The organism is Pinirhizobacter sp. (assembly GCF_035317885.1).
Taxonomy (GTDB): Bacteria; Pseudomonadota; Gammaproteobacteria; order Xanthomonadales; family Rhodanobacteraceae; genus Pinirhizobacter.
In genome coordinates, this window is the sequence record NZ_DATHFX010000470.1 from 1 (window position 1) to 21,542 (window position 21,542).

Annotated in this window: 24 protein-coding genes; 19 read left to right on the forward strand and 5 right to left on the reverse strand. The window is 65.0% G+C overall.

What is annotated here, in order from left to right:
• The first annotated feature begins 239 nt into the window (after window positions 1-239).
• From VK519_RS15470 to VK519_RS15535, 14 genes are all read left to right on the forward strand, one after another.
• Window positions 240-1,169, forward strand: coding sequence for an ABC transporter ATP-binding protein (locus VK519_RS15470; protein WP_324351230.1), 930 nt, complete (start codon window positions 240-242; stop codon window positions 1,167-1,169).
• The gene (locus VK519_RS15475; RefSeq protein ID WP_324351232.1) at window positions 1,169-1,960 is read left to right on the forward strand and encodes an ABC transporter permease; all 792 of its coding nucleotides are present in this window, start codon (window positions 1,169-1,171) and stop codon (window positions 1,958-1,960) included. The genes VK519_RS15470 and VK519_RS15475 overlap by 1 nt, the downstream gene beginning before the upstream one ends.
• 38 nt (window positions 1,961-1,998) lie before the next feature.
• Window positions 1,999-3,189 (forward strand): sensor histidine kinase, encoded by a 1,191-nt coding sequence (locus tag VK519_RS15480; RefSeq protein WP_324351235.1) that lies wholly within the window; start codon window positions 1,999-2,001, stop codon window positions 3,187-3,189.
• A 59-nt stretch (window positions 3,190-3,248) separates the two neighbouring features.
• On the forward strand, window positions 3,249-4,358 hold the full coding sequence (locus tag VK519_RS15485) for a sensor histidine kinase (RefSeq protein WP_324351237.1): 1,110 nt from the start codon (window positions 3,249-3,251) through the stop codon (window positions 4,356-4,358).
• Window positions 4,355-4,957, forward strand: coding sequence for a response regulator transcription factor (locus tag VK519_RS15490; RefSeq protein ID WP_324351239.1), 603 nt, complete (start codon window positions 4,355-4,357; stop codon window positions 4,955-4,957). The genes VK519_RS15485 and VK519_RS15490 overlap by 4 nt, the downstream gene beginning before the upstream one ends.
• 63 nt (window positions 4,958-5,020) lie before the next feature.
• Window positions 5,021-6,055, forward strand: coding sequence for a tRNA preQ1(34) S-adenosylmethionine ribosyltransferase-isomerase QueA (gene queA, locus VK519_RS15495; protein ID WP_324351241.1), 1,035 nt, complete (start codon window positions 5,021-5,023; stop codon window positions 6,053-6,055).
• Between the two features lie 43 nt (window positions 6,056-6,098).
• Complete coding sequence (gene tgt, locus VK519_RS15500; RefSeq protein WP_324351243.1) at window positions 6,099-7,226, forward strand: tRNA guanosine(34) transglycosylase Tgt; 1,128 nt, start codon at window positions 6,099-6,101, stop codon at window positions 7,224-7,226.
• Window positions 7,227-7,398: 172 nt separating this feature from the next.
• On the forward strand, window positions 7,399-7,737 hold the full coding sequence (gene yajC, locus VK519_RS15505; RefSeq protein ID WP_324351266.1) for a preprotein translocase subunit YajC: 339 nt from the start codon (window positions 7,399-7,401) through the stop codon (window positions 7,735-7,737).
• Window positions 7,738-7,794: 57 nt separating this feature from the next.
• Window positions 7,795-9,675, forward strand: coding sequence for a protein translocase subunit SecD (gene secD / locus VK519_RS15510; protein ID WP_324351245.1), 1,881 nt, complete (start codon window positions 7,795-7,797; stop codon window positions 9,673-9,675).
• A gap of 12 nt (window positions 9,676-9,687) precedes the next feature.
• Entirely contained in the window at window positions 9,688-10,653 is a 966-nt protein-coding gene (gene secF, locus VK519_RS15515; protein ID WP_324351247.1) for a protein translocase subunit SecF, read from the forward strand.
• Between the two features lie 192 nt (window positions 10,654-10,845).
• On the forward strand, window positions 10,846-11,091 hold the full coding sequence (locus tag VK519_RS15520; RefSeq protein WP_324351248.1) for a hypothetical protein: 246 nt from the start codon (window positions 10,846-10,848) through the stop codon (window positions 11,089-11,091).
• An 88-nt stretch (window positions 11,092-11,179) separates the two neighbouring features.
• On the forward strand, window positions 11,180-12,034 hold the full coding sequence (gene motA, locus VK519_RS15525) for a flagellar motor stator protein MotA (RefSeq protein WP_324351250.1): 855 nt from the start codon (window positions 11,180-11,182) through the stop codon (window positions 12,032-12,034).
• Complete coding sequence (motB, locus tag VK519_RS15530) at window positions 12,034-13,077, forward strand: flagellar motor protein MotB (RefSeq protein ID WP_324351252.1); 1,044 nt, start codon at window positions 12,034-12,036, stop codon at window positions 13,075-13,077. The genes motA and motB overlap by 1 nt, the downstream gene beginning before the upstream one ends.
• 115 nt (window positions 13,078-13,192) lie before the next feature.
• The gene (locus VK519_RS15535; protein ID WP_324351253.1) at window positions 13,193-13,546 is read left to right on the forward strand and encodes a response regulator; all 354 of its coding nucleotides are present in this window, start codon (window positions 13,193-13,195) and stop codon (window positions 13,544-13,546) included.
• On the opposite strand, the gene VK519_RS15540 is transcribed toward VK519_RS15535, so the two are convergent.
• The 3 genes from VK519_RS15540 to VK519_RS15550 form a co-directional block, all read right to left on the reverse strand.
• On the reverse strand, window positions 13,543-13,911 hold the full coding sequence (locus VK519_RS15540; RefSeq protein ID WP_324351254.1) for a response regulator: 369 nt from the start codon (window positions 13,909-13,911) through the stop codon (window positions 13,543-13,545). The two genes, VK519_RS15535 and VK519_RS15540, sit on opposite strands and share 4 nt — an antisense overlap.
• Before the next feature lie 83 nt (window positions 13,912-13,994).
• On the reverse strand, window positions 13,995-14,660 hold the full coding sequence (murU, locus tag VK519_RS15545) for an N-acetylmuramate alpha-1-phosphate uridylyltransferase MurU (protein ID WP_324351255.1): 666 nt from the start codon (window positions 14,658-14,660) through the stop codon (window positions 13,995-13,997).
• Window positions 14,657-15,667 (reverse strand): aminoglycoside phosphotransferase family protein, encoded by a 1,011-nt coding sequence (locus VK519_RS15550; RefSeq protein ID WP_324351257.1) that lies wholly within the window; start codon window positions 15,665-15,667, stop codon window positions 14,657-14,659. The genes murU and VK519_RS15550 overlap by 4 nt, the downstream gene beginning before the upstream one ends.
• Window positions 15,668-15,829: 162 nt before the next feature.
• Here VK519_RS15550 and VK519_RS15555 point away from each other — a divergent pair, with 162 nt between their 5' ends.
• Genes VK519_RS15555 through VK519_RS15565 form a run of 3 tightly spaced genes read left to right on the forward strand, consistent with a single transcriptional unit; the run spans window position 15,830 to window position 18,329 of the window.
• Window positions 15,830-17,407, forward strand: coding sequence for a flavin monoamine oxidase family protein (locus tag VK519_RS15555; RefSeq protein ID WP_324351267.1), 1,578 nt, complete (start codon window positions 15,830-15,832; stop codon window positions 17,405-17,407).
• Window positions 17,404-17,841 carry a c-type cytochrome gene (locus VK519_RS15560; RefSeq protein ID WP_324351258.1) on the forward strand — a complete coding sequence of 146 codons (438 nt, stop codon included), beginning with the start codon at window positions 17,404-17,406 and terminating at the stop codon, window positions 17,839-17,841. The genes VK519_RS15555 and VK519_RS15560 overlap by 4 nt, the downstream gene beginning before the upstream one ends.
• Window positions 17,838-18,329 (forward strand): RidA family protein, encoded by a 492-nt coding sequence (locus VK519_RS15565; protein ID WP_324351260.1) that lies wholly within the window; start codon window positions 17,838-17,840, stop codon window positions 18,327-18,329. The genes VK519_RS15560 and VK519_RS15565 overlap by 4 nt, the downstream gene beginning before the upstream one ends.
• 76 nt (window positions 18,330-18,405) lie before the next feature.
• Here the strand turns inward: VK519_RS15565 and VK519_RS15570 are convergent, their stop codons facing one another.
• Window positions 18,406-19,722: an ammonium transporter gene (locus VK519_RS15570; RefSeq protein ID WP_324351261.1), complete on the reverse strand. Its 1,317-nt coding sequence runs from the start codon at window positions 19,720-19,722 to the stop codon at window positions 18,406-18,408.
• A complete protein-coding gene (locus VK519_RS15575) occupies window positions 19,709-20,050 on the reverse strand; it encodes a P-II family nitrogen regulator (protein ID WP_324351262.1) in 342 nt (113 codons plus the stop codon). Before VK519_RS15575 ends, VK519_RS15570 begins: the two co-directional genes overlap by 14 nt.
• 236 nt (window positions 20,051-20,286) lie before the next feature.
• Here VK519_RS15575 and VK519_RS15580 point away from each other — a divergent pair, with 236 nt between their 5' ends.
• Entirely contained in the window at window positions 20,287-20,721 is a 435-nt protein-coding gene (locus tag VK519_RS15580) for an SUF system Fe-S cluster assembly regulator (RefSeq protein ID WP_324351264.1), read from the forward strand.
• Window positions 20,722-20,748: 27 nt separating this feature from the next.
• Window positions 20,749-21,542 (forward strand): SufD family Fe-S cluster assembly protein (locus tag VK519_RS15585; protein ID WP_524539001.1); only part of this gene is annotated, 794 nt, incomplete at its 3' end.

Consider the following 21,542-nt stretch of genomic DNA (forward strand, 5'->3'; position numbering starts at 1 on the left):
TCTCCTGATAAGGTCGAGCGCCTACCACGGGACGTTAAGGCGGGCTCTAAGTGGCTAAACCATATAGGTTTTCTTAGCCAAGGATACCATGGCCCCAGCGCCGTCGGTACCCCCCGGGGCGTTTTTCGATGTTGCACCGCAACAGCGGATGACGGCTGTCACTTGTACGCGGTGACGTGCTGGACTGATTCCCCCGCAGCGCCGTTCCTAAGCTGATCGCAACTTAGGGAGGTGCTGCCATGACCCATCCAGACCAGGTCGTCGCCCGGCTTGCCGGGGCAAAGAAGGCTTATGGGAACCAGGTCGCCCTGCAGGGATTCGACCTGGAACTGCGTCGCGGTGAATTGCTGGCCCTGCTCGGCCCCAATGGCGCCGGCAAGACCACCGCCATCGGCCTGCTGCTCGGCCTGTTTCGTGCGGACGGCGGCACGGTGGAACTCTTCGGTCGCGATCCGCAGCGGATCGAAGCACGCCGGAAAGTGGGTGTGATGTTGCAATCGGCGGTCCTGCAGCAGACGCTGAAGGTGGGTGAACTCATCGCGCTTACCGCCAGCTACTACCCCCATCCGTATTCGGTGGCCGAGGCCGCCGGCTTCGCAGGCGTCCAGGACTTGCTCGGCCGCCGCTACGGCGCTCTCTCCGGCGGCCAGCAACGGCGCGTGCAATTTGCCATGGCCACCGTGGGCCGCCCTGAACTGTTGTTCCTGGACGAACCCACCGTTGGCATGGACCTACAGGCGCGGCAGGCGCTGTGGGCCGCCGTGCGGCAGCAGGTGGCCAGTGGCGTCTCGGTGGTGCTTACCACGCATTACCTGGAAGAAGCCGAGACCCTGGCCGACCGCGTGTGCGTGATGGCACGCGGGCGCGCCATCAGCGAGGGCTCGGTCGACGAGCTTCGCGCCACCGTCGATCGCAAGCGCATCCGCTGCATCACCACGCTCGACTGGGCCACCCTCGCCGGCTGGGAGCACGTGCAGGAAGTGCGCGAGGAGAACGGACGCCTGGTGGTGGTGACCACCAACGCCGAAGCCGTCGTCCGCCGCATGCTCGCCGACGACTCGGCGCTGGCGGAACTGGAAGTCCAGCGCGCCGGTCTTGCCGACGCGTTTACCGAACTCACCCGCGAACCCGGCGATACGCCGGACGCATCGATCAAGGAGGCTGCGTGATGAATGCGATCCCGATGCCGGCCCTGGCGCCAGGCAATGCCGCCATGCCGCGCAGCCGCTTGATCCGCGCCTACCTGATGGAAGCGCGTGCTGAATGCCTGCGCTACCTGCGTGCGCCCGGATTCCTCCTGCCGACATTGCTGTTCCCGTCGGTGTTCTACCTGATGTTCGGTATTTTCCTTGGCCATGCCAACGGGCCGGATGCCTCGCGTTTCCTGCTGGCCAGCTATGCCACGTTCGGCGTGATGGCGCCGGGCCTGTTCGGCTTCGGTGTATCGCTGGCGCTCGAACGGGACACGGGCCTGCTTACCCTCAAGCGCGCCATGCCCATGCCGCCTGGCGCCTACCTGATCGGCAAGATGGTGATGGCCTTGCTGGTGGCAGCGGTGGTTGCGTTGATCCTGCTGGCGATGGCTGGTTTTCTGGCCCACGCGGGCCTTACCTTCGGGCAGGGCGCCAGCCTCTTCGGCATCGAAGTGCTGGGTGTGCTGCCGTTCTGCGCATTGGGGCTGTTCATTGGCACCTTGATCAAGGGCCAGGGCGCGCCGGGCCTGGTCAACCTTGTCTACCTGCCGATGGCTTTCCTGTCGGGCCTGTGGTTCCCGCTGAACCTGCTGCCAGCGCCGATCCAGACGATCGCCCCGATCTGGCCGGCCTATCACCTGGACCAGCTTGCCCTGTCGGCGGTGGGACTTGGCCAGACCGGCCACGCCGTCCACGTGTTGGTACTGGCCGCCTACACGGGAATTTTCCTGGCCCTCGCGGCGCGGCGCCTGCGCCGGAACGGGTGAAGTAACATGCTTGGTGCCGGGGAATGGGAGCGCATGTCATGAACGTCGATTGGCTCAAGCCCGCGCCCGATTCGATAGCCGGGCGCCATATGGGTGCGGGAAAGGTCAAGGCGCTGATGCTGATGAACCTGGTGTGGATAGGTTGGCTGTTCGGTGACCTCATCTTCTCCAATGAGAAACTCCCGGCTTCCTGGTGGTATTCCACGTTCGGCACGCTGCCTTTTTTCCTGGCTTGCTACTGGCTTTCTTACTGCCGTCCCGCGCGCGAGATCGTGCGCTATGCCTTGGGCATGGCGGCGCTGGCCTTCCTGCTGTTGTGGTTCAACAATTCCGGTGCCAGCACGTACATGATTTTCTGCTGTGCGTACCTGGGTTTTGCGCCGACATCGCGGCGGGCGCTTGCCTATGTCCTGGTGACCGTCGCGTGCTTTGCGGTTGCCACGCAGCTCAAACACTGGCCCGTGGCAATCACTATCACCATGTGTTTCATCGGCATCACCGTGGGCCTGGGCAACACGTTCTATCGGCTGAACTGGCAGCGCGAGGCGGAGCTGAAGCTGTCGCACGAGGAAGTACGCCGCCTGGCGGCCACGGCCGAACGCGAGCGCATCGGCCGCGACCTGCACGACCTCCTCGGCCATACGCTGTCGCTGATCACTTTGAAACTCGAACTCTCGCGGCGCCTGTTCGACCGTGATCTGGCCGCGGCACGCCTGGAAGTGGAAGAGGCCGAGCGTGTGGCGCGGCATGCCCTGGCAGAGGTGCGCTCGGCAGTAACGGGCATCCGTTCCACGGGTATCGCCGCCGAATTTGCTTCGTGCAAGTTGCTGCTCAACGCCTCCGGGGTGTTCTTCAGCTACACCAGCGAGGTCGGCGAATTGCCGCCGAACGTGGAGCCGGCGCTGGCCTTGATCCTGCGCGAGGCGGTCACCAACATCCATCGCCATGCCGGCGCCTCGCGTGCGGACGCCAGCCTTCGCGTCGAGGACGGCGTATTGAAGTTCTGCATCGCCGACAACGGACGCGGTGGCGTGGGTGACCATGGCAATGGGCTTTGCGGGATGCGCGAGCGCGCGAAGGCCCTTGGCGGCGAGCTTGAGATCGAGTCGCGACGTGGCCACGGTACGCGCGTATCGCTGCGCGTGCCGATGCCTGCCCTGCGCACGGTACCAACGTTAAGCGTAGTGCCGTCCCCGGCGGCGTCGACGCCGGCGCGGCAAGCTTCATGACGGCCGCGGCGATGCGGTCCGCGCCATGCCAGGGCCGGTTCGCCACATGGTACGCGAGCGTGTTCGCGCCGCGGCCTGATTCGATCCTTGCGCAGTTGAATTCGCCGTTGTACCTGCGTTGGCAGGCAGGCGTATCGGTGTTCTGGCTGATTGCACTGCTGCAGGTGCCTTTGGCCAACCACGGCTTCGCATGGCATTGGTTCGCACCGACATTGGCGTCGATCGCCGTGTACCTGCCGATCTACGTCATGGTATTCATCGGACCGCGTCGATACCTGCCCTGGATCGCCGTGGGCATGGCGGTGATCGGCGTGGCGCTTGCGCCGTTCAACAGCATCGCCGAGGGCTATCTGCTTACCGCGAGCCTTGTGCTTTCGTATCTTGAGCGTCCGCGTGTGTGGCTGGGTGGCACGTTGCTGCTTACGCTGCTGGCGGCGGCATGGCCGATGTTCGGTGGCGTGAAGCCTGCGCTGGAGATCGTACTGGCCGGTGGTGTGGTCGGCGGCTTCGGCAACGTGCTTTACCTGCGCAACGTACGCAAGGACGTGGAACTGCGCCTGTCCCAGGTGGAAGTACGGCGGCTGGCCACCCTGGCCGAGCGCGAACGCATCGGCCGCGACCTGCACGACCTGCTGGGCCATACCTTGTCGCTGGTGACATTGAAGTCCGAGCTTGCGCGTCGGCTGGCGATTGCCGATCCGCCGCGGGCGCAACGTGAGATGGAGGAAGTCGAGCGCGTGTCCCGCCATGCCCTGGCCGAGGTGCGCGCCGCGGTCACCGGCATGCGGCGTGGCGACCTCGCCGCCGAGATCATTTCCGCGCGGCTGATGCTCGAGGCATCGGACGTCGCCTTCGAAGCCTCGCTTCCCGTTTCGCTTGGCCTGCCGCCCGACATCGAAGCCACGCTGGCCCTGGTGTTGCGCGAGGCGGTCACCAACATCCACCGCCACGCCAGGGCGCGCAACGCGCGCGTGGTGGTCAGCCATGAACCCGGGAGGTTTTGCATGCAGATCCACGACGATGGTCGCGGTGGCCTGGGTGCGCACGGCAATGGCCTGGCCGGCATGCGCGAACGCGTGCAGGGCCTGGGCGGCCTGATGCAGATCGATTCACCGCCGCGCCGCGGTACGGCGATCGTGGTGAGCGTACCGCTGGCGGTGGCCGCGTGATCCGCGTGCTGCTGGCAGAAGACCAGGCCATGGTGCGTGGCGCGCTGACCGCGCTCTTGAACCTGGAGTCGGACATCGAAGTACTCGGTTCCGTGGCCGATGGCGAAGCGGCCTGGCGCGAGTTGCAGCGCCTGAAGCCGGATGTGCTGGTGACCGACATCGAGATGCCCGGGCTGACGGGCCTTGAACTGGCCCAGCGCGTGCGCCGTCACGAATTGCCGATGAAGGTGGTGATCGTCACGACCTTCGCCCGGCCAGGTTTCCTGCGCCGGGCGCTCGATGCCGGTGTCGGTGGCTACCTGCTGAAGGATTCCCCTGCCGAAAAACTCGCCGAGGCCCTGCGTACGGTGCACCGCGGCGGGCGGGCAATCGATCCGGAGCTTGCGCTGGAGGCATGGTCCGATGCCGACCCGCTCAATGACCGCGAGAGGCAGGTATTGCGCCTGGCCGGAGAAGGGCAGGCGGCCAGCGATATCGCCCTGCAACTGAACCTCTCCCACGGCACGGTTCGCAACTACCTGTCCGAGGCGATCGGCAAGCTGGGCGTAGCCAACCGGATCGAGGCCTACCGGCTGGCGCGGCAGAAAGGCTGGCTCTGATCACGTGCCGGTATCGCCGGGACAGGCGATAATCGTTTTCAGTCCCCGCGGTTTTATCCTCCTTTGAAGAAATCCGATTTCGATTTCGACCTGCCCAACGCGCTGATCGCGCAATCGCCCCTGGCCGAACGCTCGGCCAGTCGCTTGCTGGTACTCGATCGTGTCGCCGGTACGCGGCAGAACCGGCAGTTCCGGGAACTGCCCGGCATGCTCCAGCCAGGCGACCTGCTGGTCTTCAACGACACCCGCGTGTTGCCGGCACGCCTCTTCGGCCACAAGGAATCCGGAGGCGCGGTGGAGATCCTGATCGAGCGGGTCACCGGCACGCACGAGGCGCGGGCGCAGCTGGGGGTGAGCAAGAAGCCGAAGGAAGGCGGCCGCATCCTGCTGGCCGACGGTAGCGCCGTTACCGTGTTGGGTCGCGAGGGCGAGTTCTTCCGCCTGCGCTTCGAGGGCCACGAACCGCTGGAGAAGATCCTGCTGCGCCTGGGGGAAATGCCCTTGCCACCGTATATCGAGCGCAAGCCCGGGCAGGACGACACGACCCGCTACCAGACGGTTTTCGCCCGGGAACCCGGTGCCGTGGCGGCGCCCACCGCGGGCCTGCATTTTGATGAAGGCCTGCTCGCCCGGCTGACCGAGCGTGGCGTGGACTTCGGCTATGTCACCTTGCACGTGGGCGCCGGCACCTTCCAGCCGATGCGCGCGGAGGACATTTCCGACCACGTGATGCACCGCGAATGGCTCAATGTCGGTGCTGAGCTGGTGGAGAAGATCCGCCGCACCCGCGCCGCCGGGGGCCGCGTGGTCGCGGTGGGTACCACCGTGGTCCGCGCGCTGGAAAGCGCCACGGTGGAAGGGCGCCTGCATCCCTTTGCCGGCGAGACGCAGATATTCATCTTCCCGGGCTACCGCATCACCAGCATCGACGGACTCATCACCAATTTCCATCTGCCGCAGTCGACCCTGCTGATGCTGGTGTCCGCGCTGACCAACCGCGAATTCATCCTCGATGCGTACCGGTATGCCGTGCAGGAGCGTTACCGCTTTTTCTCCTATGGCGATGCCATGCTGGTCTGGCCCGGCAAGGGCGCCTGATCCTTCAGGCCGGCGATGGCCCGGTGCCTGATAAACTGGGCGGATGTCCAAACTCACTTTCGATCTGCTGGCGACCGATGGCGCAGCACGGCGCGGCCGGCTGTCCTTCCCCCGCGGCACCGTTCAGACCCCGGCTTTCATGCCTGTGGGCACGTACGGTTCGGTCAAGGCGATGACCCCGCGCGACGTCCGCGAGACCGGCGCGCAGATCATCCTGGGCAATACCTTCCACTTGTTCCTGCGGCCGGGCCTGGACATCGTCGGGCGTTTCGGCGGCTTGCACCGGTTCATCGGCTGGGATGGCCCGATCCTCACCGATTCGGGCGGCTTCCAGGTGTTTTCGCTGGCCCACAAGCGGAAGATCACCGAGGAAGGCGTGACCTTTGCCTCGCCGGTGGACGGTTCGAAGGTGTTCCTGTCGCCCGAGGAATCGATGCGGATCCAGACCGTGCTCGACTCGGACATCGCGATGATCTTCGACGAGTGCACCCCTTACCCGGCTACCGAGCCCGTGGCCGCGGTCTCGATGGAACTGAGCCTGCGCTGGGCGGAGCGGTCGCGCCGGGCCTTCGATGAGGCGAAGAACCCCAACGCCCTGTTCGGTATTGTCCAGGGCAGCACCTTCGAAGGATTGCGTCATCGTTCGGCCCAGAGGCTGGTGGAGATCGGTTTCGACGGATATGCCGTGGGTGGCCTGGCCGTGGGCGAGCCGGAGGCCGAGCGCAACCACACCCTGGACCTCACGCTTCCGATGCTGCCGGCCGATCGCCCGCGTTACCTGATGGGCGTGGGCCGCCCCGAGGACATCGTCGAAGCGGTGCGCCGGGGCATCGACATGTTCGATTGCGTGATGCCCACGCGGAACGCCCGGAACGGGTTCCTGTTTACCGATACCGGCACGTTGCGTATCCGTAACGCGAAATACGCTACCGATACCGGCGTGATCGAGGAAGGTTGCGACTGCCACGCCTGCGCCAACGGCTTCAGCCGGGCGTACCTGCGGCATCTGGACCGCTGCAACGAGATCCTGGGCAGCATGCTGGCCACCATGCACAACCTGCGGCACTACCAGCGCCTGATGGCGGGCTTGCGCGGAGCGATCGAAACAGGCTCCCTGGACGATTTCGTGGCCGGGTTCTACGCCCGCCGGGCAGGTTCGGCCGCCATCTAGCGGACGCCGGAAAGGGGTCAGAGTCCTTACTCTCACCCCCAATCCTCTGGAACCTGCGGCGTTTCCCGGCGTCAAACATCACGTTTCCGCCCACCCGCATGGCATAATCACCGGCCTTTTACCTGTCGGTGGCAGTTTTTCCTGTTGCCGCCGCAACTTGCGAGTACTGATGATGAACTTCCTGACTTCCGTCGTGGCCCAGGCCGCCGCTCCCGCCGCTGGCGCGGGCGGCGCGCTGGGTCTGTCCCCGCTGGTGCTGATCGTGCTGATGTTCGGTTTCATGTATTTCTTCATGATCCGTCCGCAGCAGAAGCGCCAGAAGGAGCACCGCAACCTGCTGGCGAACCTGGCCAAGGGCGATGAAGTGATCACCAACGGCGGCATCGCCGGCCGTATCGACGAGGTGGGCGAGCAATACTTGTCGGTCGAGGTGGCCCCCAACGTGAAGGTCAAGCTGCAGAAGGGCGCCGTGTCCCAGGTGCTGCCCAAGGGCACGCTGAAAGGCCTCTGATCCACCCGTCCAGATCCAGCCGGGGCGCGGGCCCCGGCCTACAGGGAATTGCAAGGCATGAGTGATTTTCCACGCTGGAAATACGCGTTGGTGGTGTTGGTCCTGATCTTCGGCGTGATCTACGCGCTGCCGAACGTGTTCAAGCCTTCGCCCGCGTTGCAGATCGCGCCCAACCGCGGTCAGGTGGTCGACGACGCGCTGAAGTCGAAGGTGCAGGGCATCCTGGACCAGAACAAGCTCGCCGTGACCGACGTCCAGGTCGACCTGGCTGCCCAGCGCATGCTGGTGAAATTCCCCGACGCCGAAAGCCGCGACAAGGCCGCCGATGCCGTGCGCCCGGTGCTGGGCGATGGCTATATCGTGGCGCTGAACCTGGCCTCCAACGTGCCTTCGTGGCTGCACGCAATCCATGCCGGGGCCATGCCACTGGGCCTGGACCTGCAAGGCGGCGTCCACTTCCTGATGGAAGTGGACCAGAACAGCGTGCAGGACAAACTCGAAACCACCTACGCCGACGACATCCGCAGCCTGCTGCGCGACAAGAACATCCGTTACGAGTCGGTCACTCGCAATGGCCGTGGCGCCGGCATCGGCATCATCTTGAAGAGCGATGCCGACCGCGGCGCGGCCAGCAACGCCATCGCGGTGGACCACCCCGACCTGATCCTCGCCAACGGCAACAGCACCGGCGACCGCTTCGTGCTCACCGCCACGGTGAAGGCCGACAAACTGCGTGAACTGGCGCAGTCGACCATCCTCCAGAACCTCACCACCTTGCGCAACCGAGTCAATGCGCTGGGCGTAAGCGAGCCATTGATCCAGCAGCAGGGCGATAGCCGCATCGTGGTGGAACTGGCCGGCGTGCAGGACACCGCCGAAGCCAAGAAGCTCCTGGGTGCGGTGGCCACGCTGCAATACCGCGAAGGCCTGGCCAGCCCTTCCGACCCGCGTGCGCAGGATGCCCAGCGCACCGGCAATATCCCGCCCGACGCCAACCTGGTGCTGGGCAACCACGGCGAGCCGTACCTGGTGTCGAAGAAGATCATCGTCACCGGCGATGAACTTTCCGACGCCGCCTCCGGCTTCGACCAGCAGACCGGCACGCCCAAGGTCGACGTGGTGTTGAACGCCGCCGGCGCCCGCAAGATGACCGACTTCAGCTCTGCCCACGTGGGCAAGCCGATGGCGGTGGTCTACGCCGAGCGCGTCACCGACACCAAGGTGGTCGACGGCAAGGAAGTGCGCACCCCGCGTACGACCGAGCGCGTGATCAACTACGCCACGATCAATTCCACCCTGGGCAAGAACTTCCAGACCACCGGCCTTGCCAGTCCCACCGAGGCCAGCGACCTTGCGCTGCTGCTCAAGGGCGGCGCGCTGGCGGCCCCCACGGACATCGTCGAAGAAAGCGTGATCGGTGCGAGCCTTGGCGCCGACAACATCGAGAAGGGCGTGCGGGCGGTGCTGATCGGCCTGGGCCTGGTGCTGCTGGCGGCGGCCTTCTACTACAAGTTGTTCGGCCTGGTCGCCGACGTGGCCTTGTTCTTCAACCTGATCCTGCTGATGGCAGTGATGTCGCTGATCGGGGTCACCCTTACCATGCCGGGCATCGCCGGTATCGTGCTTACCCTGGGCATGGCGATCGACGCCAACGTGCTGATCTGCGAACGCATCCGCGAGGAACTGCGCAACGGTTCCACGCCGCTGGCATCGATTCGCGCCGGCTACGAGAAAGCCTGGGCCACCATCCTGGACGCCAACGTCACCCATTTGCTGGCGGCACTTGGCCTGATGACCATGGGCTCCGGTCCCATCCGCGGCTTCGGCGTCACGCTGTTCATCGGCATCCTGACTTCGATGTTCACCTCCGTCACGGTGACCCACGCGATCACTGCCCTGATCCACGGCGGCCGCAAGCTCAAGACGCTGTCGGTCTAAGGGGAGAGACACATGGAAATCTTCAATCACAATTCGAACATCAATTTCCTCGGCCTGCGCAAGTTCACGGTGGGCCTGGGCGTAGCGCTGGTCATCGCGTCCATCGTCCTGGTCGCCGTGCGCGGCTTCAACTACGGCCTGGACTTCACCGGCGGACTTTCCGTGCAGGTGGCTTATAACAGCCCGGTCGAAGTGTCCGACGTTCGCCAGGCCCTGGTGAATGCGCACTTCGACGACGCCGTGGTGGTGCCGGTGGGTGGCGCCAACGGCCTGCAGATCAAGCTGCCCATCCGCGTGGTCGACGAAGCCGGTGCGAACCTCCCGGCCGACAAGCGCGCAGACAAGGTACGCGATGAGATCCTGGCGGCATTGAAGGCCTCGCGCCCGGATGCCACGGTGAAGGATCGTTCCTTCGTCGGCGCCCAGGTGGGCGAGGAACTGCGCAACGACGGCTACATCGCGATGATCTTCGTGATCATCGGCATCATGGGCTACCTGTGGATCCGCTTCGAACGGCGCTTCGCCATCGCGGCGCTCGCCACCGAAGTACACGACGTGCTGCTCACCCTGGGCATCTTCGCGCTCACCCGGCGCGAGTTCGACCTCACCGTGCTCGCGTCGGTGCTGGCGGTGGTGGGTTATTCGATCAACGACAAGGTGGTGGTGTTCGACCGCGTCCGCGAACTGTTCCGGGCCAGCCGCAACGCTACCCCGGAAGAAGTGCTCAACCGTTCGATCAACAGCACGCTGTCGCGAACCATCATCACGTCCCTGTTCACCGGCATCACCATGGCGGCGCTCTACTTCATTGGCGGCCCGGTCGTGCACGGCTTTGCCATCACCATGCTGATCGGCATCGTGGTCGGCACGCTGTCGTCGATCTTCATCGCCAGTCCGATCCTGTTGTGGCTGGGCGTTTCCAAGAAAGACCTCATGCCCGTCACCAAGGACAACCCGGAGCTCCTCCGCCGGCCTTGAGCGCAGGTACTGGGGGTCAGAGTAATTACTCTGACCCCGGTCCTCACAAAGGCGGTCCGGGTGTTCAAGCGGTCGGCACCTTGTGCCGATAACGCGCATACCGGCCGCCTTGCCTATGGCGGACGCTGGCATTGCATGGCTGCGGGAAGCGGCGTTATAACTGAGCCAGGGGGGCCGCTTTGAAGGCAGATCATGAGACGGCGCATCGTTGGAAATTACGCAGTTCAAATCCGCTGCAACGAGGTATCGGCGGGGTGCTTCAAAAGCGCCTATATCGTCGAGCGCCTGCCTGGGGCAGGCAAAAAGTACTTCGTGATGATCTCCCTGCTGGAAACTTTCGACGATCGCGAAGTGGCCATTGAGCGGGCCATGGCCCGCGGTTTCAACCACGCCCAGTGGCTGAATTCGTCGCTCGAGCGCGTCGCCGCCGAGGACTGAGCGCGGCGTACCGCAGCGCACGACCGCACCCTCAACTTTTCATGCCTGGAGCCGATAAGCCGTGGGTAGCGACCCAAGGGCAGGGCTCATGTTTGTCATCATCGGAACCATTGTCGTCATCATCAGCGTGCTGGGCGGGTATCTGCTCTCGCATGGCAATATGCTGGCGCTGTGGCAACCGTACGAGTTCTTGATCATTTTCGGCGGCGCCATCGGCGCCTTCATCGTGGCCAATCCACCGTCGGTGGTGAAGGGTTCCCTGCGTGGCCTGACCGGCCTGTTCAAGGGCCCCGCTTACGGCAAGCAGGACTACATCGACCTGTTGTCCATGCTGTACGACCTTTTCAGCGCCATGCGCAAGGAAGGCCTGTTGGCGCTCGAGGCACACATCGAAGATCCCGCCAGCAGCCCGATTTTCTCGGCGTATCCCCGGCTGATCCGCGAGCATCACCTGATCGATTTCACCACCGACTGCCTGCGCCTGATCGTGGGCGGAAACATGAATCCGCACGAGCTCGAAGCCCTGCTGGACGTGGAGCTGGAAACGCACCATGCCCAGGCCGAGGCGCCGAGCCTGGCGGTGGCCAAGGTGGCCGACGCCCTGCCGGGCTTCGGTATCGTCGCCGCGGTGCTGGGTATCGTCACCACCATGTCGCAGCTGGGCGGCGATACGTCCCGCATCGGTGAGCACATCGCCGGCGCGCTGGTGGGTACGTTCCTTGGCATCCTGCTCAGCTATGGTTTCGTTGGGCCGCTCGCCGCGGCCATGGAGGCTCGCGCACAGGAAGATGGAAAGGCCTTCGAGTGCGTGAAGGTGGCTTTGCTGTCGAGCCTGCGCGGCTACAACCCGATGGTGGCGGTGGAGTTCGGACGCAAGACGCTGTCGTCGCTGACCCGACCGACGTTCGTCAATCTTGAAGGCCACCTCAAGAGCGCACGCTGATGTCCGAGTCCGAGATCATCATTGTCCGGCGACGGAAGAAGGCACGGCACGGCCACCACGGCGGTGCCTGGAAGGTCGCCTATGCCGACTTCGTCACCGCGATGATGGCCTTCTTCCTGGTCATGTGGATCATGGGCGTGGGCACGCGCGAGCAGAAGGCGGCGATCAGCGACTACTTCAAGAATCCGTCGATGACCTCCGGCAGCTCGATGTCCGCGACGCCGGGCAGCATGGGCCCGGGCGGCGCCAGCAACAGCATGATCAAGCTTGGCGGCGCCATGGACATCAACCATGGCCAGGGCAAGGACTACCGCCAGGCGCCCCCTGGCAGCCAGGCGCCCGGCGATGAAACCAGGTTTGCCAAGGAGCGTGACAAGGCCCGCCTGGATGCCCTGCGCAAGGATTTGAACGCAGCGCTCGAACGCAGCCAGGCGCTGGCACCGTTCAAGGACCAGCTGTTGCTGGACATCACCTCCGAAGGCCTGCGCATCCAGATCATCGACAAGCAGAACCGCGCCATGTTCGATACCGGCAGCGCCACGCTCAAGCCCTATACCGTGCAGATCCTCCACGAACTGGCGAGCTTCGTCGACCAGGTGCCCAACCGCATCAGCATCTCCGGCCATACCGACGCCACGCCGTACAGCGGCACCGATGGCACCGCTCATTACGGCAACTGGGAGCTCTCGGCCGACCGCGCCAACGCCGCGCGCCGCGCCCTTCTGGACGGCGGGATGCCGGTGGAGAAGGTGACGCGCGTGGTGGGCCTTGCCGAGGCCGTGCCGTTCGACAAGACCGATCCGACCAGCCCGAAGAACCGCCGCATCAGCATCGTGGTCATGTCCGACGCTGCCGCCAAGGCCGCCGCGGAGCCCGAGATGGCCCAGGCCCCGGATCCGGCCGCTGCCTCCCCGGTAGCCACGGGTGCGGCGGCAGCCACGCCGCTGGACAAGCGGCCGGGCAATGCCATGGCATCGACCACGCCCCCCGCCCCCAGGCTGCCGCGTCCGCCTTCGTCGGGCCCCGGCGCAGGCATGCCCTAGCAACGGGTGCACCAGGCCCGAGTGGGCATTTCCTGCCAGGAAGAAAAAATCAGGTGCCGGTTCGCCCGTGTTCAGTTAAATTCGATCCACGCACCCTTCCTCAGGACCCAGGCAAGTGGAACCTTCGCGCAAGCGCGTCCTCGTCATCGAAGACAACAGCATCCTGGCCGTGGCGCTGGAGGAAACCCTCCTGCACCTGGGGCACGCGATTGCCGGCACGGCGCAGAGCCTGGACGAGGGTGTCCGGCTGGCGCGCGATGCCGACATGGACTTCGCCGTGGTCGACGTCGACCTGCATGGGCGTGATGCCTTCCCCATCGTCGACGTGTTGCACGAGCGCGGCATTCGTTTCGTGCTGGCCACCGGATTGCCACACGATGAAATTCCCGCGCCGTACGACAAATCGGTGATCGTCAGCAAGCCCTATGACATGCGTGAGCTGGAACGGGCGATCACGTCGGCAAGTTAGGCTACCCGTAAGGCATCGTGCAGGGCGGCGTCCAGGTCCGCGCCGGCGAACGGCTTGTGCAGCACCTTGACCCCGGCGAAGGAAGGATCCACCCCGGGTGAGCCGTACCCGGTGGCGAAGATGAAGGGGATGTGCCGCTGGCGCAGGACGTCGGCTACCGCGAATGAGCGCTCGCCGGCAAGGTTCACATCCAGCATGGCCACATCCAGCTCCAGCGAACTGGCCAGTTCCAGGGCCACCGGCAGGTTGGGTGCCACGCCGGCAATGGCATAGCCTCGATCGCGGAGCATGTCCTCGATCATCATGCCTACCATGGGCTCGTCTTCGACAATGAGGACTCGACATCCATGCAAGGAAATAGCCATCGATTGGGGTCCCGCCTCCGGCGTCCCTCCGCCGCTTGCGCGTTACGATGGGCGAATGCATGTGCAGGGGACGTGGATACTTTTTATCGTAGGGCTTCATCGAGCGCTGCCAGTTGCGCGGGCGTCCCTACATTGGTCCAGCGTCCGTCGAAACGCTCACCGCTGGCCTGGCCCGCGGCCATGGCCTGGCGGTAGAGCGGCAACAGCTTGAAACACCCAGGCGGGTGGCCTTCGACCAGCGCACGCCGGTAGATGCCGATGTTGCCGAAGGTCAGCCGCTCGCCCGGACCTGGGTCGTGCAGGCGGTCGCCATCGAGGAAGAAGTCGCCGCCTGCGTGCCAGTCGGGATTGGGCACCATCACCAGGTGCACCAACCCCTTCGGTTCGGCGGGCAGCCGGGCGTAGTCATAGTCGGTGTTGATGTCGGCGCTTAGCGCCACGAAGGGTTCGGGCCCCAGGAGGGGCAGCGCGCGCAGCATGCCGCCGCCGGTTTCCAGCGGTTCGGGGCCTTCATAGGAATAACGGATGCGCACCCCCCAGCGGTCACCGCTGCCCAGGAGCGGTTCGAAACGGTCGGCCAGATGCGAGGTGTTGATCACCACGTAGCGGATGCCGGCGGCGGAAAGTTTTTCCAGGTGCCACACGATCAACGGCTTGTGGCCTGCCATGAGCAGTGGCTTGGGCGTGTGGTCGGTGAGCGGACGCATGCGTTCGCCACGTCCGGCGGCCAGGATCAGTGCGTGCCTCATGGGCGCGGATGGGTGAGGTCCACCCCTTCGGTATGCGTGGCAAGGAAGGCGGCGAAGCCTTCCAGTTCGTGGTGGCGGCGCGCCACCTTCATCACGTAGTTCAGTACCAGCGGAAGATCGGCCAGGTACGAAGCCTTGCCGTCGCGGTACATCAGCCGGCAGAAGATGCCCAGCACCTTGATGTGCCGCTGCAGGCCCGCGAAATCGAACCAGCGCATGAAGGTGTCGGCGTCTACGTCATCGCCGATCACGTGCGCGTGCAGCAGGCGCAGGCGATGGCTTTCCACCCAGCCGGCCACGCGTTCATCGTCCCAGGCGATATAGCAATCGCGCAGCAGCGAGGCCAGGTCGTAGGTGACCGGGCCCGTCATCGCACCCTGGAAATCGATGATGCCCGGGTTGCGGCCGGGGCAGACCAGCAAATTCCTGCTGTGGAAGTCACGGTGCATGAAACCGCGCGGCTGGGCGGCGATGTTGGCCAGCACCACGGTGAAGGCGAGCTCCAGTTCGTCCCAGCCATCGCAGCCTAACGCTACCCCGAGGTGGCGGGTCAGGAACCAGCTGGGCATCAGTTCCATTTCCATCGTCTGCCAGGCGCGGTCGAACGCAGGCAACCCGGTGGGGTCCACGTGTCGCTGCATGCGCAAAAGCGCATCCAGTGCATCGCCATAGAGGGCGTCGACGGTATCGGTGTTCAATTCCGGAAGGTACGTGCGGTTGCCAAGGTCCTCGATCAGCAACAGGCCGATGTCGGTGTCGGCAGCGAGCACGGCCGGTACGTGCAAGCCGGCGCCGGTCAGCCGTTGGCCGATCTCAAGCCATGGACGCGGGTCTTCGCGGTCGGGCGGCGAGTCCATCACGATGACCGATCCTTCGGATGTGTGCCCGCGCCAGTAACTGCGGAAGCTTGCATCGGCGGACGCGGGCTCAAGCGTAAGGGCAGGTTCTTTCGTGGCCGCACGGGCCCAGTCAAGCCGGGCGGCGGTGCGATCGTCGTGGGGGTTCATGGCAAGACCGACGGGGTGATGCCCGCAAGCTTAGCGTCTCATCGGCGGTGGTCGCCAATGCAACTGACTATTGGATCTTGTTGCGGTGCAGCGCGTGTGATATCGATGCAGACTGGGGCTTCCCGGGGCGAGGAAATGAATATGGCGACACCTGAAATGGCCATGACCCGGCGCGACCTGCTGCGCATGATCGGGATAACCGCCGGGAGCGCGGTGATGTACCAGGCCATGGCGGGCATGGGAGCGATCAAGACGCCGCCCAAACGCGCGGCCACGAAGCTGGAAGGCAGCGTGCACGGCACCTCGGTGCTGATACTGGGCGCGGGCCTGGCCGGCATGGTTGCCGCCTATGAACTGCGCAAGGCCGGTTACAAGGTGCAGGTGCTCGAATACAACGCCCGTGCCGGCGGCCGCAACTGGACTCTGCGTGGCGGCGATAGCTACACCGAACTCGGCGGTGAAACGCAGCATTGCCAATTCGACCAGGGGCAGTATTTCAATCCCGGCCCATGGCGCATTCCCTACCACCACACTGCGCTCCTGGGTTACTGCCGTGAGCTGGGGGTGCAGCTGGAGCCCTTCGTCCAGGTCAACTACAACGCCCTGGTGCAGGCTACGGGCTACTTCGACGGCAAGCCGCAGCGCTTCCGTACGGTGAAATCCGACTACCACGGCCACGTGGCGGAACTGCTGGCCAAGGCCACGAGCCAGGGGAGCCTGGACAAGGAAGTAAGCAAGGAAGACAAGGAAATCCTGCTTGAATCGCTGCGCTATTGGGGCGGCCTCACCAAGGACTTCCGCTACACGATGGGCCCGCAATCGGGCGATCGCCGCGGTTATGCCAAGGAGGCCGGTGGCGGCCTGAATGCCAAGCCTGAATATTCCCAGCCGATGCAATTGCACGACCTGCTCGCGTCCAACGTGTGGCAGAACCTGATCGTCGACGGCGCCTACGAGTACCAGACCTCGCTGATGCAGCCGGTGGGCGGCATGGACATGATCGGTAAGGCCTTCGTGCGGGAAGTAGGGCAGGTGATCCGTTACAACGCGAAGGTGACCAACATCGAGCAGGACGACCGCGGGGTCACGGTCACCTACCAGGACACCCTCAAGCCCGGCGCCCCGCAGGTGGCCAAGGCCGACTGGTGCCTTTGCACCATCCCGCTCTCCATCCTCAGCCAGATCCCGATCCAGGTCGGCGCGCCGATGGCAGCGGCGATTTCCGCCGTCCCGTACCTCGCCAGCTCCAAGGTCGGCCTGCAGTTCAAGCGCCGTTTCTGGGAGGAAGACGAAACCATCTACGGCGGCATCAGCTACACCGATTCGCCGCTGGGCATGCTGTCGTACCCCAGCCATGGCTTTGGCGGCACGAAGGGCGTGCTGCTGGGTTCGTATACCTTCGGCATGCAGGCATTCGAATGGACGGCCTTGTCGGCCGCCGAGCGTGTACGCAAAGCCGTCGAATACGGTCAGCAGCTGCACCCGGCTTATTCCCGGGAATTTGAGAACGGCATGGCCGTGGGCTGGCACCGTGCGCCGTTCACCCTGGGCTGCTTCGGCCTTTGGTCGGATGAGGCCCGCAAGGACCACTACGACAACCTGTGCCAGGTGGACGGCCGCATCGCGCTGGCCGGCGAACACGCTTCCTATCTTCCGGCCTGGCAGGAAGGCGCTGTGCTTTCCTCACTGGACGCCATCGAGCGCCTGCATGCGCGCGTGCGCGCGGGGAGCCGCGCATGAAGAAGATGATGTTCATTCTTCTGGCGGGCGTCGCCAGCGTTGCCCATGCCCAGGTCCAGGGCCTGACCCCGTCGACGGGGCCGAGCCAGGATCCCGCCTTCATCGACATGCGGCATCCCGAGGCGGTCACCGGCGAAACGATCTTCACCCACGTCTGCCAGGGCTGCCACATGCCCCAGGGGCAGGGCGCGCAGGGCGCCGGTACGTACCCGGCGCTAGCCCACGACGCCAAGCTTGCCAGCAGCGCCTATCCCATCGTGATGCTGCTCAACGGCCGTGGTGCCATGCCGCCGATCGGCCAGGCATTGACAGACGACCAGGTGGCCGGCGTGGTCAACTACATCCGCAGCCATTTCGGCAACGACTACCACGACGACGTCACGGCCGCGCAGGTCAAGGCCATGCGTCCGCAACCAAAGGAACCCTCGCCATGATGCGCAAGCTCATTCCCGGAATCATCGCCCTTGCCCTTAGCTCGCAGGCCGCCGCCGTGGACGTTACCCGCCATCCCATTCCCAATAGCAAGTTCCCGATCAGCGCAGCGGTGGAAGTGCCGGCCGGTTCCACCCTGGTGTTCCTGAGCGGCGTGGTGCCCACCGCGGTCGATGCCAAGGCCGCCAAGGACAGCGTCGCTGCCTACGGCGATACCAAAACGCAAACGGTATCGGTGCTCAAGTCGATCCAGGCGCAGTTGGCCGGCATGCACTTGAAGGTGGGCGACATCGTGAAGATGCAGGTATTCCTGGCCGGCGATCCGGCCAAGGGCGGCAAGATGGATTTCGCAGGCTTCATGGAAGGCTATACGCAATTCTTCGGCACGCCCGAGCAGCCGTTGCTGCCATCGCGTTCGGCGATGCAGGTGGCAGCCTTGGCCAATCCCGGTTTCCTCGTCGAGATCGAAGTTACCGCTGTCAGGCCGTAGCGTCGGTTACTCGCGTGGGGGGTCAGAGTAAATACTCTGACCCCCCAAAAAAAACTGCGGCGACGGCCGTGGATCATTACAGGTTGTAGGCGCGCTCTTCGTGCAGGGCCAGGTCCAGGCCCACCTGCTCGGCCTCGGCATCCACCCGCAGTCCCATGGTGACATCCACCAGCTTCAGCAATACGTAACTGCACACCCCGGTGTAGGCCACGGTAAAGCCCACGCCCTTGCACTGGATCCACAGCTGGTGGCCGATATCGGTCACCGTGCCAAAGCCGCCCATCGCCGGCGCGGCGAACAGACCGGTAAGGATCGCGCCGATGATGCCGGCCACCGCGTGCACGCCGAACACGTCGAGCGAATCGTCGTACTTGAGCACGTGCTTCAGGCGCGTGGCGGCAAAGAAACAGACCATGCCCGCCAGCACGCCAAGGATGAGCGCCCCCCCGGGCCCCGCGGTACCTGCGGCTGGCGTGATGGCCACCAGCCCCGCCACCGCGCCCGAGGCGATGCCGAGCACGCTGGGCCGCTTGTGGATCGCCCACTCCACCGCCATCCAGCCGATCGCCGCGCCTGCCGTGGCGATCTGCGTCACCAGCATGGCCATGCCCGCGCTGCCGTTGGCAGCGACCGCCGAGCCCGCATTGAAACCGAACCAGCCCAGCCACAGCATGCTGGCGCCCATCAGCGTGTAGCCCAGGTTGTGCGGAGGCATCGGCGTGGTCGGGTAGCCGCGTCGCTTGCCCAGCACCAGGCACGCCACCAGGCCCGCGATGCCGGCGTTGATGTGCACCACGGTGCCGCCGGCGAAGTCCAGCACGCCCAGGTCGCCCAGCCACGAGCCCGGCCCGGACCACACCATGTGCGCTATCGGCAGGTACACCACGGTAAGCCACAACAGGGTGAACACCAGCAAGGATGAGAACTTCATCCGCTCGGCGATCGCGCCGACGATCAGCGCCGGGGTGATGATGGCGAAGGTCATCTGGAACATCACGAACACGCTCTCCGGTACCGTCTGGTACAGGGAGGTAGGTGTCACACCCGAAAGCATCGCGTGGCCGAAGCCGCCGATGAATGAGTGGATGTTGGTGACGCCCGCCTGCATGCCGGTGGTGTCGAACGCCAGGCTGTAGCCGTAGACGAACCAGGCCACGGTGACCACGGCGGTGATGGCGAAACATTGCATCAGCACCGACAGCAGGTTCTTCGCGCGCACCATGCCGCCATAGAACAGCGCCAGCCCCGGGATGGTCATCAGCAGCACCAGCATGGTGGCGGTGAGCATCCAGGCGGTGTCGCCGCTGTCGGCTTTGGCCACGGTGGCCTGGGCGAAGGCGCTGGCCGGGGCCAGCACGAAGGGGGCCAGGAAAGCGGCTTTAGGAAAGCGCATCGGCGTCGACCTCCTGGGTGCGGATGCGGACGGCCTGCTCGAGCTCCAGGACGAAGATCTTGCCGTCGCCGATCTTGCCGGTGCGCGCAGCCCTCGAGATCGCCTCGATGGCGCGCTCGAGCTGGTCCTCGGTCACCGCCAGCTCCACCTTGAGCTTGGGCAGGAAGTCCACGACGTATTCGGCGCCGCGGTAGAGCTCGGTATGGCCGTGCTGGCGGCCGAAGCCCTTGACCTCGGTGACGGTCATGCCCTGCACCCCCACCTCGGCCAGGGCCTCGCGGACGTCATCGAGGGTGAACGGTTTGATGACCGCGGTAATCCACTTCATGGCCTTGCCCTCGCATGGTGTCGAAGCCAAGCGGAGCAGGGACCGTGCCATATGCTGCGAATGCACAAATGCGCTGTAAAACCGCAGGTTGCGTGCTGGCGCGCTTGACGTGGAGCCCAGCCGGGGAGCGTGCGCCGAAGCCCTTTGCACCTTCGTGGTGCGCCGCGGCACTTGTCGCGCAGGGCAGGAATCAGTACCATTTCGGTCCTGATTACGTTTCCCTGGTTCCTAAGACCATGCTCCGCGTCAGCCGGCTCACAGATTACGCCACGGTGGTGATGACCTTCATCGCCGCCCACCCGGACGACGTGTTCACCACGGCGCAGATCGCCGATGGCGCGCGCCTGGAGGCGCCGACGGTGAGCAAGCTGATGAAACTGCTGGCCCATGCTGGGCTGGTGGCGTCGTTCCGCGGGGTCAACGGCGGTTACCGGCTGGGCCGGCCCGCCACCGAGATCACCCTGGCCGACATCGTCCAGGCGATGGAAGGCCCGATCGGCATGACCGAATGCAGCGTCGCCGGCGGCCAGTGCGAGCGCGAGGCCACCTGCGGCGTCAGCAGCAGCTGGAAGCAGGTCAGCAGCATGGTCGAAATGGCCATGCGCGGCGTCAGCCTCGCCACCTTCGTGGCCCAGGTGCCGCCGGCCACCCGCGAAGCGGTCCACCCATGAACATGCATTGCCGAGGACTTTCGTCCCATGACTCCTGAAACCCTCTCGCCCGTACGCGACAACGCCGAGGTCGAGGCGGCGCTGAACCGGCGCTACGAGGCCGGCTTCGTCACCGACATTGAATCGGACAGCCTGCCACCGGGTTTGTCCGAGGACATCGTGCGCCAGCTTTCGGCGCTGAAGAACGAACCTGCGTGGATGACCGACTGGCGCCTGGCGGCTTACCGCCATTGGCTCACCATGCCCACGCCCGACTGGGCCAAGCTGAAGATCGATCCCATCGACTACCAGGCGGTGAGCTACTACTCCGCGCCCAAGGCTGGCCTGAAGTCGCTCGACGAAGTGGATCCGAAGCTCCTGGAAACCTACGAGAAGCTCGGCGTGCCGCTGCATGAGCGCGCGCGCCTGGCGGGGGTGGCGGTGGACGCGGTGTTCGATTCGGTATCGGTGGGCACCACCTTCCGCAAGGAACTGGCCGAGGCTGGCGTGATCTTCTGCTCGATGTCCGAAGCCATCCGCGAGCACGGCGATCTGGTACGCCAATACATGGGCTCGGTGGTTCCCACGGGCGATAATTATTTCGCGGCGCTGAACTCCGCGGTGTTCTCCGACGGCAGCTTCGTCTTCATCCCGAAGGGGGTGCGCTGCCCGATGGAACTGTCCACGTATTTCCGCATCAACGCGATCAACACCGGGCAGTTCGAGCGCACGCTGATCATCTGCGAGGACGACGCCTATGTGTCGTACCTGGAAGGGTGCACCGCACCCATGCGCGATGAGAACCAGTTGCACGCCGCGGTGGTGGAACTGGTGGCGCTCGA

Bases quoted from the DNA above. Each gene is read 5' to 3' on its own strand.
- VK519_RS15470 (WP_324351230.1), top strand. From the start codon at position 240: ATGACCCATCCAGACCAGGTCGTCGCCCGGCTTGCCGGGGCAAAGAAG.
- VK519_RS15475 (WP_324351232.1), top strand. From the start codon at position 1,169: ATGAATGCGATCCCGATGCCGGCCCTGGCGCCAGGCAATGCCGCCATG.
- VK519_RS15480 (WP_324351235.1), top strand. From the start codon at position 1,999: ATGAACGTCGATTGGCTCAAGCCCGCGCCCGATTCGATAGCCGGGCGC.
- tgt (WP_324351243.1), top strand. From the start codon at position 6,099: ATGTCCAAACTCACTTTCGATCTGCTGGCGACCGATGGCGCAGCACGG.
- yajC (WP_324351266.1), top strand. From the start codon at position 7,399: ATGAACTTCCTGACTTCCGTCGTGGCCCAGGCCGCCGCTCCCGCCGCT.
- secD (WP_324351245.1), top strand. From the start codon at position 7,795: ATGAGTGATTTTCCACGCTGGAAATACGCGTTGGTGGTGTTGGTCCTG.
- secF (WP_324351247.1), top strand. From the start codon at position 9,688: ATGGAAATCTTCAATCACAATTCGAACATCAATTTCCTCGGCCTGCGC.
- VK519_RS15520 (WP_324351248.1), top strand. From the start codon at position 10,846: ATGAGACGGCGCATCGTTGGAAATTACGCAGTTCAAATCCGCTGCAAC.
- motA (WP_324351250.1), top strand. From the start codon at position 11,180: ATGTTTGTCATCATCGGAACCATTGTCGTCATCATCAGCGTGCTGGGC.
- motB (WP_324351252.1), top strand. From the start codon at position 12,034: ATGTCCGAGTCCGAGATCATCATTGTCCGGCGACGGAAGAAGGCACGG.
- VK519_RS15540 (WP_324351254.1), bottom strand. From the start codon at position 13,911: ATGGCTATTTCCTTGCATGGATGTCGAGTCCTCATTGTCGAAGACGAG.
- murU (WP_324351255.1), bottom strand. From the start codon at position 14,660: ATGAGGCACGCACTGATCCTGGCCGCCGGACGTGGCGAACGCATGCGT.
- VK519_RS15550 (WP_324351257.1), bottom strand. From the start codon at position 15,667: ATGAACCCCCACGACGATCGCACCGCCGCCCGGCTTGACTGGGCCCGT.
- VK519_RS15555 (WP_324351267.1), top strand. From the start codon at position 15,830: ATGACCCGGCGCGACCTGCTGCGCATGATCGGGATAACCGCCGGGAGC.
- VK519_RS15560 (WP_324351258.1), top strand. From the start codon at position 17,404: ATGAAGAAGATGATGTTCATTCTTCTGGCGGGCGTCGCCAGCGTTGCC.
- VK519_RS15565 (WP_324351260.1), top strand. From the start codon at position 17,838: ATGATGCGCAAGCTCATTCCCGGAATCATCGCCCTTGCCCTTAGCTCG.
- VK519_RS15570 (WP_324351261.1), bottom strand. From the start codon at position 19,722: ATGCGCTTTCCTAAAGCCGCTTTCCTGGCCCCCTTCGTGCTGGCCCCG.
- VK519_RS15575 (WP_324351262.1), bottom strand. From the start codon at position 20,050: ATGAAGTGGATTACCGCGGTCATCAAACCGTTCACCCTCGATGACGTC.
- VK519_RS15580 (WP_324351264.1), top strand. From the start codon at position 20,287: ATGCTCCGCGTCAGCCGGCTCACAGATTACGCCACGGTGGTGATGACC.